Origin of the sequence: Campylobacter concisus (assembly GCF_902460415.1) — a bacterium.
GTDB classification, from domain to species: domain Bacteria; phylum Campylobacterota; class Campylobacteria; order Campylobacterales; family Campylobacteraceae; genus Campylobacter_A; species Campylobacter_A concisus_Y.
The window spans coordinates 1-17,027 of record NZ_CABPTY010000006.1 but is presented as its reverse complement, the minus strand read 5'-3'; the positions used below and the strand labels follow the sequence as shown (position 1 = coordinate 17,027).

The window sequence follows — 17,027 nt, the reverse complement described above, 5'->3', positions numbered from 1 at the left end:
AGGTTAATTTTTAATAGAAAATTATTACAAGTATAAAAATTTTTAAATTTTGTAGATAATTTTTATCAAGAAAGACTTAAGAAATCTAAAATAAATTTTGCTTTTTAGAGCTCAGAATTATTTTTATAAACGCTCTTAAGTAGATTATGAAAAAATTTCAAAATTTTAAATAAGATAGAGCAAATCTCTTGAATCTACTAGAAGTATCATATAAATTTATTAGACGCTCTTGAAGACAAAAATGAAAAATTCATTCATGCAAATATCATCCTTTTTCATATTTTTTAGTCTTAGCTTTATGTCGACGCCTTGCCAAAGTATTGGCAATAGCGCAAACATCATCCTATCAAGGCTAAAATTTTTAACATCCTCACACCAGCCATCCCAGCTGTAAAACTCACAAAAATTTAGATATATCACCACAAGGCACCCAGTATAAAAACTGCGAGTAGTCAAGCTGTGTATCCTCCCATTTGCCACTATCTGGCACGCAGTAAAAGACGTTGCCAGCTTTGCCACCAAAGGCGACGCCATTTAGCAAGAAAAATTTATCCAAAATAACGTTTGTCACGAGTAAGTTGCTAGGCATATGCTCTTCTTCACTAAAGCTCTTTCAAGATTAAATCTATAAATTCCATACTTCATCTGCTCGCATCCTGAGCCAAGCATACACAGCCAACCTTCATCCATCACGATGCCACCGCACCCATAAACAAGCGCTCCCATCGGTGAGCAAGTAGCTACCTGAAGCCCTAAAAGCTCGCTTTGCGCCCTGCTCTCATCACGCAGTAAAATTTCACCCATTTTTAGCTTATTTAGCCGTTCTTCGACCAAGCTCCCAAGCCTGGCTCATTTGCATCTATAAGCTCATCTAAAGCTCTCATTGCGAATTCTTGCGATAAATTTGATTAAATTTAAAAGAAGATTTTGGCGAGTCACCCCGCCAAATTTGTATTAGAGGATTATTTTGCATCCCAAGCTAGGATCGTGTTGCCTTCGGCGTCGGTAGCCACGTCGCCCATACCCATGATGTTGTAGCCGCAGTCTACGTAGTGAACTTCACCTGTTACACCACTAGCTAGATCGCTAAGCAGATACATAGCGCTGTTGCCGACGTCTTCGGTAGTGACGTTGCGTTTTAGCGGGCTATTTACTTCGTTGTAGCGCAAGATCATCCTAAAATCGCCTATTCCGCTTGCGGCAAGCGTTTTGATAGGGCCTGCGCTGATCGCATTTACGCGAATATTTTTAGCGCCAAGGTCGTGCGCTAGGTAGCGAACCGAGCTTTCAAGCGCTGCTTTTGCGACGCCCATAACGTTGTAATGTGGCACGAATTTCGGTCCGCCTAGATACGTAAGAGTTAGCACCGAGCCGCCCTCTTTTAGCACCGGTAGCACCGCGCGCGTGAGGCTTAGTAGCGAGTACACGCTAGTTCCCATCGCTATGTCAAAGGCTTCTTTAGTCGTGTTTACGAACTCGCCTTCTAATGCTTCTTTGGGCGCATAGGCCACTGCGTGCACGACGAAATCTATCTCGCCAAGATCTTTTTTGATGCGATCCGCGAGACCGTCAAGGTGAGCTGGGTTGTTTACGTCAAGCTCATAGACGAATTTGCTCCCAAACTCCTCCGCGATTGGTTCTACGCGCTTTTTAAGAGCGTCATTTAGATATGTAAACGCCATCTGCGCACCCTGCGCGTGACAAGCTTCGGCGATGCCGTAAGCGATGGATTTGGCGTTAGCGACACCAACAATTAGACCTTTTTTACCTTTTAGTATCATTTGTTCTCCTTTTTATTAAAGCTACTTAACTTTTTCTACTTCACAAGCTTACAGCTACAAGCAGAGTTATTTATCTTTCGTTAAAATTTTAAAAGCAATACTCAAAAACTATATGCTTACTCTGCTTATTTTTTAAATCCTACCTTAACTAAGCGAAAAATCCTTCGCAATTTGACTTAAAATTCTATAAATTAAAATTCGCGAAATCTCGCGAAAACGCCAAATTTGAAACCAAATTGGATAGCGGCAGTATCGCGAAGCTAGACTAGGCGACTTAAAATTTTGCGATGGGAGTCACCACGCAGGTAATGACCAAGCAAAATTTTAAGACAACGAAGTATAGCGATGCGAGACAACGCGCATAAGCTCCAAAAACTTCGTCGCGTCCCAGCTCGCCGTACCTACTAGCACCCCATCGCAGTTCTCGATATCCGCTATCCTGCCGATATTTGCGACGTTTACGCTTCCGCCGTAAAGTAGCGGCGCGCTCGTCTGCTCGCGGATGAAATTTAAAACATTCTCGATCTGCTCCGTGCTCGCGCTCTTGCCCGTGCCTATCGCCCAAATTGGCTCGTAGGCGATCAGTAGCCGCTTGTAGCCAAGGTCGATATTTTTTAGCTGCTCCGCTAAAAACTCCTTCGTGCGCCCCGCTTCGTTCACGCTCAAATTTTCGCCGATGCAGTAGACGATCTGCCAGCCCGCCTTTACGGCGAAGCCAAATTTAGCTCGCAAAAGCTCCTCGCTCTCGCCAAGCTCGCGTCGTTCGGAGTGTCCGATTAGCACGCTTTTTACGCCAAACTCGTCCAGCATCGCCTTGCCGATCTCGCCGGTGTGAGCGCCGCTTTCGCACGGATAGAAATTTTGCGCGCCGAGTTTAAATTTATGAGCCACAAGATCAAGCGCGCTAAACGGAGGAAATACCGTCACGTCGTCGTTTGCGCTTAAATTTTCGTCTAAAATTTTCGCGTACTCTCTAAAGCTTGCTCTTGTGTGGTTGCACTTTAAATTCGCTAGAAATTTCAAGACCTACTCCTCTTTTCTAAGCGGCTTTATGCCAGGCAGCTCTTTGCCTTCTATTAGCTCCAAGCTCGCACCTCCGCCAGTTGAGATAAATGTCATCTCATCAGCGTCTCCTGCGCGCTCGACCACGTCGGCCGTATCGCCGCCGCCAACGACCGTAGTCGCGTGAGTGTCGATGATAGCGTGGCTCATTTTGATGCTGCCTTTGCTAAATTTATCCATCTCAAAAACTCCCATCGGCCCGTTCCACCAGATGGTTTGCGCGTCGGCGATGACCTCTTTAAAGAGCCTAATCGACGCCGGTCCGATATCTAGCCCCATCCAGCCGCTTGGTATTTCTTGTGCGGGGACAAACTTCACGGCGCTTTCTGCCGAAAAGGTCTGAGCCGCGACGACGTCTACCGGCAGGTAAATTTTAACACCCAGCTCCCTGCCCTTGCGCAAAATTTCGCGCGCATCGTCGATGAGATCTTCTTCGAGCAGCGAGTTTCCGATATTTTCGCCGAGCGATTTTAAAAACGTGAACGCCATGCCGCCGCCGATTATCAGCTTATCCACGCGCGGAAGCAGGTTGTGTAGGGCTTGTAGCTTGCCGCTTACCTTACTGCCGCCCACGACCGCGACGAACGGACGCGCAGGGTGCTTAATGAGATTTTGGGCGAAATTTATCTCTTTTTGCAACAAAAATCCCGCTGCTTTATGCTTCTCGTCGTAAAATTTAGTGATCGCCTCGACCGAACTGTGCGCCCTGTGGCAGACGCCAAACGCGTCGTTTATGTAAAATTCGCCGTATTTAGCGAGCTCGGCGGCTAGCGCCTCGTCGTTTTTGGTTTCGCCTTTTTCAAAGCGCAAATTTTCAAGAAGCAAAATTTCGCCCGGTTTTAGCGCGGCGACTTTAGCCTTGGCATCCGCGCCAACGACGTCCTCGGCAAATATCACGTCTCTATCAAGCAGCCTTGAAAGCCTCTTTGCCACGCCTCGTAGCGAAAATTTCTCCTCAAAGCCGTTTTTGGGACGTCCGAGGTGGCTAGCCAAAGCCACGCTGCAACCGTTATCTAGGCAGTAGCGGATAGTTGGGATCGCCGAGCGGATACGGCGGTCGTCGGTGATGTTTAAAAACTCGTCCATAGGCACGTTAAAATCGCACCTGACAAATACCTTCGCGCCGCTAAGCTCAAGATCGTTGATCGATAAAATTTCACTCATTTTTCACCCTTTAAATTTACTTCGTAGCCACGATCTTAGCAAGATCGACGAGTCTTGTCGAGTAACCCCACTCGTTGTCGTACCATGCAAAGACCTTTACCATATCGTCGGCGATGACCTGCGTCGTGTCGCTGGCTACGATGCTGCTGTATGCGCTCGTGCAAAAGTCGCTGCTAACCCTATAATCGTCATCGACAAACAAAATCCCCTTTAAATTCGACTCAGCAGCCGCTCTAAACGCCTCGTTTATCTCCTCTTTGCTGGCCGGTCTTTTTAAAATCGCCGTTAAATCGACCATAGAGACGTTAGCGACAGGTACGCGGACCGCTTGGCCGTGCATCTTGCCGTTTAGCTCAGGAAGTACTTTTGCGATCGCTTTTGCGGCTCCGGTGGTCGTAGGTCCGATATTTAGGGCTGCAGCACGTGAGCGGCGGAAGTCTTTGGCCTTCACGTCAACCAAGCTTTGGCCGTTTGTGTAGGCGTGGATCGTAGTCATGAGCCCTTTTACGATGCCAAATTTATCATTTAGCACCTTTGCGACGGGCGCTAGTCCGTTTGTGGTGCAGCTTGCGTTTGAGACGATCGCTTCGCCTGCGTATTTATCGTCGTTTACGCCGACTACAAAGGTCGCCGTGTCGTCTTTTGCCGGAGCGCTCATGACGACTTTTTTGACGCCGCGAGCTAGATACGGTTCGCATTTTTCGGTGGTTAAAAACTTGCCCGTGCACTCCAAAACCACGTCTGCGCCGTAGTCAGCGTAGCTAAGCTCGTTTAGATCTCTTGTTGAAAAAACTCTTATCTTTTTGCCGTTTACTTCTATAAAATCGTCGCTTATCACTTTAACGTCTTGCTTAAATTCGCCATGTACGCTGTCGTATTTGAGCAGATAGCGCGTCATGTCGCGCGTCGCCGTGTCGTTAATAGCGACAAGCTCAACGTCGTCTCGCTCTAAAATAATACGAGCAGCGCACCTGCCGATACGTCCAAAACCGTTGATAGCTACTTTAACTGACATCTTAGCTCCTTTTGATATAATTACGCCTAATTCTACAAAAAAGAATTTTAAAACAAATATAAACAAGGCACTTTAATAGATGAAGTTAGCACTTTTTGGCGGGAGCTTTGACCCAGTTCACTTGGGGCATGATAGCATTGTGAAAATGGCACTAAGCGGCCTTGATATCGACAAGCTCATCATCATGCCAACTTTTATAAGTCCTTTTAAGAGCGAATTTTCAGCTCCGCCAGAGCTTCGCCTAAAGTGGATAAGAGAAATTTGGGGCGGCCTAGAAAAGGTCGAGATCTCAGACTATGAGATAAATTTAGCTCGCCCTGTGCCTACCATAGAGACAGTTAAGTATTTGTATGAGAAATTCAAGATAGAGAAATTTTATCTCATAATAGGCGCGGACCACCTAGCCACGCTTGATAAGTGGCATGGCTACGAGGAGCTAAAAAATTTAGTGCAGTTTGTGATCGCTAAGCGCAATCACATAGAAATTCCACGAAATTTACAAAAAATGGACGTGCACGTGGATGTTAGCTCGTCGCAGATCAGGCATCAAAAAGGGCTTGATGAGCTGCCTAGCGAGATAAAAGATGAAATTATAAATTTTTACCAAGGATACAAAATGCAAGAGAGATCGATGCAAGAGCGCACCGAAAGTATAGTTAAGGTTTTAGACGCAAAAAAGGCTGAAGAGATACAAGTGTTTGATATGAGTGGAGATGATTATTTCGTAAAAGCCGTAGTTATCGCCACTACGCTTGGCGAGAGGCACGCTTACTCGCTGAGCGAGGATCTAAAAGAGGAGCTTAAACCTCTTGGGGAGAAATTTATAGGCATGGAGAGCTCGCCTGATTGGATCGTGATGGACCTTGGCGATATCTTGATACATCTTTTAAGCCCAGCTTATCGAGCAAAATATAACATCGAAGAGTTTTTGCAAAAGCTAAAAACTAGCAAAGAGTCTTAACAAATACAAGTGATGAGCAAATAAGCCATAAAAATATAAAAAATGCTAACAAAAATGGCTTTTTGCCAGTCGCTTTAAATATACTCCTATCTATCCCAAACCCCAAAGCACACATAGCAACACAAAGGCAGATGCTAGAGGCTAGCTTTAAAATTTGCACCAAATTTTCAGGGAAAAATGGCAAAGACCTAACGCAGATCGCCACTAGGAAAAATAGCGCAAACCATGGTATGCTCTTTATCTTTGAGTCACCGCTATTTTGGCTTAAATTTAAGAAATTTAGCAAAAACAAAAATGGCACGAGCATGATGACGCGAAGCATTTTTATGATGACGGCGGTGCTGTTTGCTGTACTATCAAATGCCGCTGAGGCTGCCACTACATGGGCTACTTCGTGAAGCGAGCCACCGATAAAAAAACCGGTTTGGTGCGGCGTGAGAGCTAGAAATTTAGCGATAAATGGATAGATAAACATACCAATCGTCCCAAAAAGTACCACCGTGCAAATAGCGATAGCAAGCTTGTTTGCGTCTGCTTTTATCTCATTTTGAGTAGCCATAACAGCAGCTGCACCGCATATACTAGCTCCTGAGCCAATGAGCGCAGCGCTATCTTTGCTAAGCTCCAAAGCTTTAGCGGTAAAAAGCGCAAAGCAAAAGGTCGCAAATACCATAAAAGCTGCATATATCACGCCAATGGTGCCGACACTTGCGATCTCGCTAAGGCTTATGTTAAAGCCAAAAAGTATGATGCCTAGCCTTAAAATTTGCTTCCCAGCGATCGATACGACGCCACTACTTTTTAAAATTTGAGTTTGTTTTGTAAAAAGATTTGCAAAAATGGCGCCTAAAATGATAGAGATAATGAGCGGGCTTGTGTGAAATTTAGCTAAAATCGTGTTTGAGAGCGCAAAAGAAATGGCAGAGATCAGCGCTAAAACAAGCACAGCAAGAAATTTATGAGACATATTTTAACCTTAATCTATTTTTTAAAAATGCAATTAGCACGTTTGGGTATAATTAGACGAATTTTATAATGCAAATTTAAAATAAAGATAAAGGGATAGGACTATGATCATCCTTGGTGAAAAATATGCTTTTACCAGCCTAGAACTAGAAAAGCTTAGAAAGAAATTTGGTCAAGTAAATTTTTTATCCCATGAAAATAGCGACGCAAAAGTCTTGCGAAGCGCACTAGAAAATCTCATAAAATCAGGCGATCAAAGGCTAATCGTGCTAAATACCGCAAAGCCAGTTGATGGCAAACTGGTGAGATTTTTCACGCTTTTGCAGTTTAAAACGAAGTATAAAAAGATAGAATTTCTAAACGTAGAGAATTTTTTAGAAATTTATCTGCACAAATGTTATATCCCAGAAAATGGCGAAAATCTTAATTTTTTAGATGAAATAAGGCCTTATTGTGCTTTTAGCTATGTACTCAAGCGAATGATCGATTATGCTAGCTGTTTGGTGCTTTTTATCTTGCTTTTTGGTCTAAAATTTTATGTAAAGAGAAAGATAGACGAGCAATCACCTGGAAGCCTTTACTTTTTACAAAGTAGAGTTGGGCTGGACAATAGAGAATTTGAGTGCATAAAATTTCGCTCGATGATGGAAGATGCCGAGAAAGATGGGGCAAAATTTGCTAGCGAAAATGACGAGAGAGTATTTAAATTTGGCGAATTTATGCGAAAAACTCGTATAGACGAGGTACCGCAGTGTATAAATGTGCTTCGCGGGCAAATGCATCTAATAGGACCAAGGCCTGAGCGAAGACACTGGATAAATTTCTTTGAAAAAGAGATACCTTACTACAATGAACGTCACATCGTTCGCCCAGGGATAACTGGCTGGGCGCAGGTGAACTACCCTTATGGCTCAAATACACACGACGCCAAACAAAAACTAATGTATGATCTTTACTACATCAAACACTGGTCGCTTTGGCTAGAGATAAAAACTATATTTAAAACATTTGAGATAATACTAGGCAAAAAAGGTATTTAGTTGTTTAGTCCATAATAGCTTTCGTATATTTTTCTAGGACAATATTCTCATCAAAAGATAAAATCATCTTTTCTCTGCCGTTTTTACCCATTTGTTCAAGAATATTTTTATCAAGATTTAAAATTTTTTCCATTTTTTTAGCGAGATCTATAGAGTTTTTTGGCTCACACAAAAAGCCGTTTACTCCATCATCTACTATTTCTTTACAGCCACTAACATTTGTAGCTATTAATGGCTTTGCCATGGATGCGGCCTCTAATAAACTTTTTGACATTCCCTCTTTATACGATGCCAGCACAACACACTCAGCACTAGCTACAATTTTACTTACATCATCGCTCATACCAAGATAAACCAAAAAGTCGTTTTTAAGCCACGAATTTAACTCTTCATCACTAATGGCAGTATTATTTTTAACATTTTTTTCTCCAAGTAGCAATATCTTAAAATCATCTCTTTTTTTTCTTAAAATTTTACCAGCCTCAACTAATTCGAAAATGCCTTTATCTTTTATAAGTCTTGCTACACATAAAAATTTAAATTTTTCGTCGCTTTTGTTCTCTTGTCTTGGGGCAAATTTATTTATATCTACACCACTTCCTGGCAGCAGGTCGCATTTTCTTTTTGAAATAATGCCTAAATTTTTAAATAGATCTTGATCATCTAAATTTTGAAAGAATACAACCTTGTTTGCATTTAGCGATATCTTATAAAGAAATTTAACTATGCTTGTGACAAAACTTTGTTTTATAAAAACCGTCCCAAGTCCCGTGATATTGCTAATACAACAAATGCCCAAAATTTTACAGGCAAGTGAACTATAAATATTTGGCTTAATAGTAAAATTTAAGACACAAGCTGGCTTCTCCTTTTTATAAAGGGCTAGCAAACTAAAAAAAGTTTTTAGATCAACTAACGGATTTATCCCTTTTGCATCAAAATTTACATGAAAAACTTCAAATTCTTCTTCTAATAAAGCCGAGTATTTTTCATCAAATGGAACAACAAACGACACTTTAAAGCCGTTTTTCTTTAGGTGATTTGCAAGGCTCAGTCTAAAGTTGTACCCACTCCAAGCGCTATTTGTCACCATAAAGACGCTTTTACTCAAGCCATCTCCTTTTCCACATTTGATAAACCACCATAAACCAAATAAGACTTTGAAGCTCTTCTCCAGCATAAAATCTATCTTTTAAATTTTGTATTTGTTTTACATCAAATATCTCATCATTTAAAGCCCTAGAGTCCAAATTCTCTTCAACGAGCCATCTTATATCACCCCTTAACCACTTTGCAAGCGGGATCTGAAAGCCTGATTTTGGCTTGTCTATTATATCTTTTGGGATATATTTGTACAGAATTTGTCTTAGCAAATATTTTGGCTGATTATTCTTATATTTTATATTTACTGGAACGCGTGCCAAATACTCTATCAAACGATAATCTAGTAGCGGCTCACGTCCCTCTAAGCTAACACTCATTGTAGCGCGATCAACTTTTGTAAGCACATCATCACACATAAAAAGCTTATAATCACACATCATCATATGATCTAAAAAATCAAGCTTGAGCTCATTTTTCCACACATTCATATACTCTTGTTTTAGCCCTATTTTTAGAAATTTAGTTACGTCCGACCTATCCACATAACTACTTGCATTTATAAACATTTCGTCTAAATTTTTACTATTTATGGCTCTTTTTAACTTTAGAAATTTATCTCTGAAATTTGTCTGGCGGATATTATTTGGCAAGGCTTGATTTGCAATGTCAGCTATTTTTTCATTTATTAAATTTAATCCAATTTTTATCAAATTTCTCTTTAGCGAAGTAGAAAAAATACCCTGAAATTTATGTAAGAAGAAATACTTGCTATATCCACAAAAATGTTCATCTCCACCATCTGCGCTAAGTGCAACTGTTACATCTTGTTTTGCCATTTTTGAAACTGCCATGGTCGCTACTGCAGAGCTATCCCCAAAAGGCTCATCATAAAAGAAAGAAAGAGTGTCGATATATGAAAGCATGTCGGCTTCATTTATATAATACTCATGATGATTTGTACCAAAGTGCGTGGCCACTTGCTTTGCGTGGGCAGCCTCGTTAAATCTAGCGTCATCAAAACCTATGGTAAATGTATTAATCTTCTGCGTTTTGCTTAGTAAAGCAGCCACCAGTGAGCTATCATATCCACCACTTAAAAAGACACCAACTGGTACATCAGCAATAGTACGTAAATTTATTGCACTATCTAAAATACCTTCAAGTTCGTTTAAAATTTCACTCTCGTTTTTATTAAATTTTGGCTGTGCATAAAAATATCCTACATCCCAATATTTTGTTATTTTAAATGTCGTTTTGACAATATCAAATTTTAAATAACAACCAGCAGGAAGTTTAAAACAATCCTTAAAAATACTATAAGGTGCAGGAATATAGCCAAACTGGAAAAAATAGGCTAGCGTATCTAAATTTTGCTCTTTCTTAAATTTTGGATGCTTGTGAAAAGATTTGATCTCAGAAGAAAAAATAAAATTTATACCATCAAAATAGTAATAAAGTGGTTTTACGCCAGCTCTATCACGGCATAAGAATAGCTCATTTTTATTTTTATCCAAAATAGCAAATGCAAACATTCCTATAAATTTAGCAAGACACTCATCACCCCACTCTTTATAAGAGTATAAAATAACCTCGGTATCAGAATTTGATACAAATTTATAGCCAAGGGCTAATAGCTCTTCCTTTATAGCTTTAAAGTTATAAACCTCTCCATTAAAAACTATCACATACCCACCACAATCACTCACAAATGGCTGATGACCATTTGAGCTTAGATCCATTATAGATAGGCGGTTGTGGCCAAAGTGAACGCCACTTTTTTCATCAAAAAAAATACCTCTATCATCTGGACCGCGATATGCCTGTATCTCTAGCATATCTACTAAAATTTGCTCATTTTTATTTTTATCTATAAAACCAACTAACCCGCACATGTTATGCTTTCTGTTTTTTGAAAAGCTTCCAAATAAATTCTCTCATGCCTCTCTACTATTGCTTTAATTGAATACTCATTTTTAACTTTTAAATAAAGTTTGTTTGCTTTTACCAAGTAAGCATCATAGTTATTTATCATTTTTATCATTTCCTGCTTAAAATTAGCAATAGAAGAAAGTGTTGCATTCGTATCATCAAGAAAATCCTTTATTCCTCCTACCGGGGTTGAAATTATTGGCAAACAGCTAGCAGCAGCCTCGAGAAGTACAATTGGCATACCTTCCCATAACGATGGCAGTAGAAAGCAATGTGCTTGATTTAGCAACAAAGGAATATCTTTTCTAAATCCTAATAGTTTTACGTTGTCATTAAGTTCTAATTCATCGATCAATTTTTGCAATTCGCATCTAAGTGTTCCATCACCAACTATTTGCAGCTCAAAATCAAACCCATCTTTCATCTCATAAGCTATTCGTATTATATCTTTATGATTTTTTACCTCTTCAAGTCTTCCAATTGATATAAATGTAAACCTGTTATTCTTTTTTTTATCAATACTATAACGCGAAACATCAATTCCATTTGGTAAAATCTCATAGTCTTTAATATAAAAAAATCTAACCATTCTTTTAGAAAAAATAATATCCTTAAAACGTAAAAATTTAAATATATAAAGAAAAATTTCACGACACAATGATTCCATTTTTAAGCTATGTGATGTAGTTATAATCTTAATTTTTGGTTTCGTAATTTTTAGCAAAGTAGCAACAATGATTGAATGCGACATATGGGCATGAATAACATCAATATCTTTTTCATAAATAAACTTTACAAGTCTTATAAACATGCAAAACAAATCAACCAAAGATTTTTTTTTATTTAAAGATATTACACTAGTTCCAGAATCTATAAATTCTTTTAGCATATCATTTTGTTTAGATAGTGAAACGACATAATTATTAAATTTATCTTTATCTATATTAATAGAAATATCATATACTACCTTTTCAGCACCTCCGATACCAAGTCCGGTTATGAGTTGCAATACATTTATTTTCTTCATGATAAGTTATTTTATATATTTAAAATACCACATTTGAAATGCTAAAATAAACCATAGTTTATTTATGTTTCGCTGTTTGCCATTTTTTAATTTTTTAAGCTCATTAGCCATACAACACTCACTTAATAAATTATGTTGTATTCTATCTTTCCTTAAAAACTCATCGAATAAATACGATAAATCGCCACTAAACCACTCTAGCATAGGTATCCCAAATCCCATCTTTGGTCTACTAAACATTTCACTTGGTACATATCTTTCTAAAACCTTACGTAAAATATATTTACTTGTTTTATTTTTATATTTTAACTCAAATGGAACCCTGGCCATAAATTCTATTATTCGATGATCGAGCATAGGTTCTCGCCCCTCTATTCCTACACTCATCGTAGCTCTATCAACTTTTGTTAGTATATCATCTGGCATATATCTATTAAAATCCCACAACATCATATCTTGCATAGCATGTTCATTTGAGCTATTTAAAGATATAATGCTTTTTTCAATAAATGTTCGTTTCTTAAAAAGCTCTTCTATTTCATAGTTTTTATTAGTTTGAACCATAAGCTCATAGAAATTTAACCATTCATTACAATTCAATATTTCTTTTAACTGATAATACTTATGCCTTAAATTTTCAGAAAGAGACAATAATGGCAAAACATATCCTTTTGAGAAAGTCATAGTACGGGATATATATTTACGTAATATTTTTGGGACCTTAAACATTTCTTTTCCAATTTTATGTATATTCCAATATCGTTCATATCCACAGAATATTTCATCACCACCATCGGCACTTAAAACTACTTTTATACCATTTTTTTTTGCAAACTCGCTAACCAAAACAGTTGGTATTCCACTACTATCAGCAAAAGGTTCATCGTAGATATCCGGGAATTTCTTTAATATAGATTTTGCCTGTGAAATATCTAGATATTCCTCATGATGATTTGTTTTCAAAAATCTAGCTATGTTCTTCGCATATTCTGCTTCATTATATTTTTCATTATTAAAACCTATAGTAAAAGTATTAACATTACCACAATGCTTTTGTAGTATTGCAGTTACAATACTACTATCTATGCCACCGCTCAAAAAAATACCTATAGGAACATCGGATACAGTTGTGCAGGTAAAAGCATTAACAAGAACTTCTTCTAAATTATCTATGAGCTTCTCTTCGCTCACATCAAACTTAGGCATGTCAAAAAAAGGTAAAACAGACCAATACTGTTCTAATTTAAAACTTTTTTGATTTAAATCAAATACTCCAAAATATCCAGCTGGTAATTTATAACAGTCCTTAAAAATAGACAGGTTTGATGAAATATATCCATAGCGAAAAAACTCACTTAGTGCATCGTTTGATATATCTAAATTATTTTGAAATTTCATTATCGGTCTTAATTCACTAGCAAAAATAAAATCATCACCATTAAAAAAGTAATATAATGGTTTAATTCCAGTTCTATCTCTTATTATTGTTAGAATTTGGTTACTTTTATCATAAAATGCAATAGCAAACATGCCTATAAATTTATTAATAGCTTTTATACCCCATTTATGATAAGCTTTTAGAACAACCTCACTATCGGTGTTTGATACAAAATGATATCCATAGTTTATAAGCTCTTTGCGTATCTCCTTAAAATTATAAATCTCACCATTATAGACCATAACAATATTTTCAAAATACATTGGTTGATCACCATTTTTGCTAAGATCTAATATCGACAATCTAACATGGCCCATAGAAAATAAATCGCTTTCAAATTTGCCAACTCCATCAGGACCCCTATGTTTTATACTATCTAACATGGCATCTATTTTTGCACTATTTTTACTATTAAATCCAACTATTCCACACATTTTATTATTTCCATTTGGGTACTTTCTATCATATTCTTTATAGAAAAATTATTTAGTATTCGATCTCTACACATACGACCAATATATTTATAATTGCTTTGCAATGCCCTATCTATTCCACAAAGTAGCGCATCAATATTATTTGGCTCAACAACCACTCCAATATCCCCCACAATCCTTCTGCTATCACCAACATCAGTAACTACAACCATACACCCAGAGCTCATGGCTTCTGCTATTGAGTTACTAAAACTTTCACTACTGGAAGAAGAAACAACGATATCAAAACCGGCATACAGTCTTTCGACATCATATTGCTGTCCAAGCCAAATAAACCTATTATTATATTCTAGCACCTTTTGGCATTCTATTTTAATATTTTCATCGCCACGTCCTACCGAAAAAAATACTATATTTTTATATTTTTCAAGTATTTCTTTTGCAGCTTTTGAGAGCACTATATACCCTTTCATAGGATCTAGTCTTGCAACTATGCCTATAACAATGTCTCTTTGATCAATGCCGTACTTCTCTCTAAAATTATTATTTTCTTTTTTATTTGGTGTAAATTTATTGACATCTATTCCGTTTGGAATAACAACGGATCTATCCATAAAATATCCAACACTTTTATGAAATTCTATAGAACTATATGAATTCGCAATAATAAGGTTTGCTTTATTTGAAAATATTTTTTGTAATAAAAAAACAAGCTTAGCAATTTTATTATATTTATCTAAATCTATATTTGAAGCACGAAAACCCCAAATAATTTTTGTTTTTTTAGGCTTGCACCATAGGGAAAAAAGATTCATCTCAGGCATAAAACTATAAACGACATCTGGTTTTATACGGTGTAAAAGCTTTTTGTAAGTCAAATAAAACCCTAGAATATCATATGGACCTTTTTTTTTAAGGTTATAATATTCTATATTTTCTATACCCATAATATCTACTTCTTGACAACCACCATACATAGTACAAACAGATACTTTAAATTTACTTTTATCAATATTTTTTAAAAGCTCTATAAATTGTCTTTCTGCGCCCCCGATATTTAATGAACGTATTGCTAAAACAAGGTTAATCATCAAGAACCTTTTGGATTACGCTATCCCATTGTTTTACTATTTTCTCTAAAGAAAATTTTTCTTTTACCCTAACGGCTTCACTAGCTATTTTTTTTCTCATATCATTATCCATTGTTAACGCCCTAATTTCATTGGCCAATTCTTCAAAATTTTGATCTTCTACTAAAATTCCATTTTTTCTATTTTCTATAATTTCTCCAGGTCCATAATTGCAATTAAAGCTCACAACAGCGCAGCCACAAGACATTGCCTCTAAAAGTACATTTGGAAATCCTTCTCTTTCAGAACATAGTACAAAAATAGAAGCTACTGCATATTGACTAAATATATCTTTTTTACTGCCAAGCAATTTAACATTATCTAATCTTAGTTTTTTTATTAAATTTTCTAATTCATTTTTTTGCGAGCCATCACCTACAATATGTAATTCCCAGTCATTTAATTTTAACTTTTCAAAAGCCAATATTAAATTATAAAATCCTTTTCTTTTTTCTAAACTGCCTACTCCTAAAATTATATTCTTTTTATTCATTCTTATGCTTGAGATTCTACTAATGGGGTTATAAATAACAATACTTTTATTAGCTATAAAATTATAATTATTTTGATCAGATAACGTTTGCAAAACCAGCGTATCACAAAAGGGATATATTATCCTTCGCAAAATACTTAAACTTAATGAATTATAAAAATCATATGCTATACGCTCAGAAATAATAATATGTTGCCTATTTAGTCTTGATGCAACTATACTTAAAATATTTGTGTGAGTCATAAAACTTATATTAGTATTAGCATTGATGTCTTTTAATGTTCTTTTTAATAGGGTCAAACGTGCCAAAGAATTCTTAATAGATTGAAATATGTTTCTTGATTCTTTGTCTATACCTAATTTTATATGTTCTATCCTGCTGTCTAGACTATAAAAAGGATCATCACTTGAAAAAGTAATTATATATATTTTATACTTTCTTATAAGTTCATTCGCCAATATTGTTAAGACTCTCTCAGCTCCTCCAGAAGCTAAAGAGAAAATTATAAATGCTATTTTATTCATTATTTAAATAATTTAAAAATTGCTGTGCAATTTTTTCTCCATTAAAATTATTAATCACAAATTCATAACCATTTTTAGCAATTCTTTGAAGCTCATCATTATGTAACTGAAAATATCTTATTTTTTTTACCAAATCTTTTAAACTACCATCATAAGATATGTAATGAAAATTTTCTATAAGCCCCATATCCTTATAGATAGGACTACTTAAACCGATAAAAGCTGCACCGCATGCCATTCCTTCCACAAAGCCTATAGCTGGCAATCCAGTAATCTCTTCTGGTACTATAAACATTTTATATTTGTTATATTCATTAACCATATCAAACTTATAATATTCTTTTTGTTTTACATAAAATAGGTTGTAAATTTTTGCAAAAAAATCTTTTATAATACTTTCTCCGAAAACCTCTTTTGGTTGAATTTCACTAGTAAGGTCAGATATCCTAGAAAAAATCACATCCTTGAGTTCATCTTGCTTTTCATAAATTTCTTTTCTCATTGGATGGAGAGTATCGGTATTGTAAAAATCTATACAGTCAATAAAATCTTCAGTTCTTTTAAAATAAAATAGACTTCCTGTTGCCAGACATAAATTTTCTCGCATATTAAAATCATTAAGTAACATAAATCTTTTATTATAAACATATGGCAATAGCAAAACACTATTTTTATACCATTGAAAGTAATGTTTAAAATATTCACTATTTTTAGCCAAATCGCTTTCAGCTAAAAATCTATAAACACCAACCTTTTTAAGGTTATCAGAAATCTTACTAGTATAAATATGATAATGGTTTAGAAAAAAAAATTTCTTGCATTTAGCTTTAGTAAATTGCACTATTTTAAAATCATCTTTTATATTTTTAAAGGCAAACGCTACCAAAGCATCTTCACTTTCTACACCATCTATATTAAAAATTATATTTAATTTAAAAAAATTTACTTTATTTAAAAC

Annotated in this window: 15 protein-coding genes and 1 pseudogene; 2 read left to right on the top strand and 14 right to left on the bottom strand. The window is 36.5% G+C overall.

Annotated features, from left to right (window positions below; all coding sequences use genetic code 11):
* Positions 1–219: 219 nt before the first annotated feature.
* The 6 genes and pseudogenes from FZ940_RS09720 to gap all read right to left on the bottom strand — a co-directional run bounded on the left by FZ940_RS09720 (position 220) and on the right by gap (position 5,022).
* Positions 220–423 (bottom strand): DUF2625 family protein, encoded by a 204-nt coding sequence (locus tag FZ940_RS09720; RefSeq protein ID WP_223155446.1) that lies wholly within the window; start codon positions 421–423, stop codon positions 220–222.
* Positions 398–804: pseudogene (locus FZ940_RS09715) on the bottom strand (DUF2625 family protein). The gene FZ940_RS09720 and the pseudogene FZ940_RS09715 overlap by 26 nt, the downstream one beginning before the upstream one ends.
* Positions 805–962: 158 nt before the next feature.
* Positions 963–1,781: an enoyl-ACP reductase FabI gene (fabI, locus tag FZ940_RS08940; protein WP_054197067.1), complete on the bottom strand. Its 819-nt coding sequence runs from the start codon at positions 1,779–1,781 to the stop codon at positions 963–965.
* A gap of 324 nt (positions 1,782–2,105) precedes the next feature.
* A complete protein-coding gene (locus FZ940_RS08935) occupies positions 2,106–2,804 on the bottom strand; it encodes a triose-phosphate isomerase (protein WP_148822294.1) in 699 nt (232 codons plus the stop codon).
* Positions 2,805–2,807: 3 nt separating this feature from the next.
* Positions 2,808–4,007, bottom strand: a complete 1,200-nt coding sequence (locus tag FZ940_RS08930) for a phosphoglycerate kinase (RefSeq protein ID WP_148822293.1) — start codon at positions 4,005–4,007, stop codon at positions 2,808–2,810.
* Between the two features lie 16 nt (positions 4,008–4,023).
* Complete coding sequence (gene gap / locus FZ940_RS08925) at positions 4,024–5,022, bottom strand: type I glyceraldehyde-3-phosphate dehydrogenase (protein WP_148822292.1); 999 nt, start codon at positions 5,020–5,022, stop codon at positions 4,024–4,026.
* A 79-nt stretch (positions 5,023–5,101) separates the two neighbouring features.
* Here gap and nadD point away from each other — a divergent pair, with 79 nt between their 5' ends.
* A complete protein-coding gene (nadD, locus tag FZ940_RS08920; RefSeq protein ID WP_148822291.1) occupies positions 5,102–5,983 on the top strand; it encodes a nicotinate (nicotinamide) nucleotide adenylyltransferase in 882 nt (293 codons plus the stop codon).
* Here the strand turns inward: nadD and FZ940_RS08915 are convergent.
* Positions 5,967–6,950, bottom strand: coding sequence for a YeiH family protein (locus FZ940_RS08915; protein WP_148822290.1), 984 nt, complete (start codon positions 6,948–6,950; stop codon positions 5,967–5,969). The two genes, nadD and FZ940_RS08915, sit on opposite strands and share 17 nt — an antisense overlap.
* 103 nt (positions 6,951–7,053) lie before the next feature.
* Between FZ940_RS08915 and FZ940_RS08910 the strand changes: the two genes are divergently transcribed.
* Positions 7,054–7,989: a sugar transferase gene (locus FZ940_RS08910; RefSeq protein ID WP_148822289.1), complete on the top strand. Its 936-nt coding sequence runs from the start codon at positions 7,054–7,056 to the stop codon at positions 7,987–7,989.
* Between the two features lie 4 nt (positions 7,990–7,993).
* Here FZ940_RS08910 and FZ940_RS08905 read toward each other — a convergent pair whose 3' ends face one another.
* The 7 genes from FZ940_RS08905 to FZ940_RS08875 all read right to left on the bottom strand — a co-directional run.
* Positions 7,994–9,100, bottom strand: coding sequence for a glycosyltransferase family 4 protein (locus tag FZ940_RS08905; protein WP_107812172.1), 1,107 nt, complete (start codon positions 9,098–9,100; stop codon positions 7,994–7,996).
* Positions 9,093–10,985, bottom strand: a complete 1,893-nt coding sequence (gene asnB, locus FZ940_RS08900; protein ID WP_148822288.1) for an asparagine synthase (glutamine-hydrolyzing) — start codon at positions 10,983–10,985, stop codon at positions 9,093–9,095. The genes FZ940_RS08905 and asnB (FZ940_RS08900) overlap by 8 nt, the downstream gene beginning before the upstream one ends.
* Entirely contained in the window at positions 10,973–12,049 is a 1,077-nt protein-coding gene (locus FZ940_RS08895) for a glycosyltransferase (RefSeq protein ID WP_148822287.1), read from the bottom strand. Before FZ940_RS08895 ends, asnB (FZ940_RS08900) begins: the two co-directional genes overlap by 13 nt.
* 6 nt (positions 12,050–12,055) lie before the next feature.
* Entirely contained in the window at positions 12,056–13,921 is a 1,866-nt protein-coding gene (asnB, locus tag FZ940_RS08890) for an asparagine synthase (glutamine-hydrolyzing) (RefSeq protein ID WP_148822286.1), read from the bottom strand.
* Entirely contained in the window at positions 13,909–15,012 is a 1,104-nt protein-coding gene (locus FZ940_RS08885) for a glycosyltransferase (RefSeq protein WP_148822285.1), read from the bottom strand. The genes asnB (FZ940_RS08890) and FZ940_RS08885 overlap by 13 nt, the downstream gene beginning before the upstream one ends.
* Positions 15,005–16,069: a glycosyltransferase family 4 protein gene (locus FZ940_RS08880; protein ID WP_148822284.1), complete on the bottom strand. Its 1,065-nt coding sequence runs from the start codon at positions 16,067–16,069 to the stop codon at positions 15,005–15,007. Before FZ940_RS08880 ends, FZ940_RS08885 begins: the two co-directional genes overlap by 8 nt.
* Positions 16,062–17,027: glycosyltransferase (locus tag FZ940_RS08875; protein WP_148822283.1), on the bottom strand; the 966-nt coding region annotated here is incomplete at its 5' end. The genes FZ940_RS08875 and FZ940_RS08880, both read right to left, overlap by 8 nt.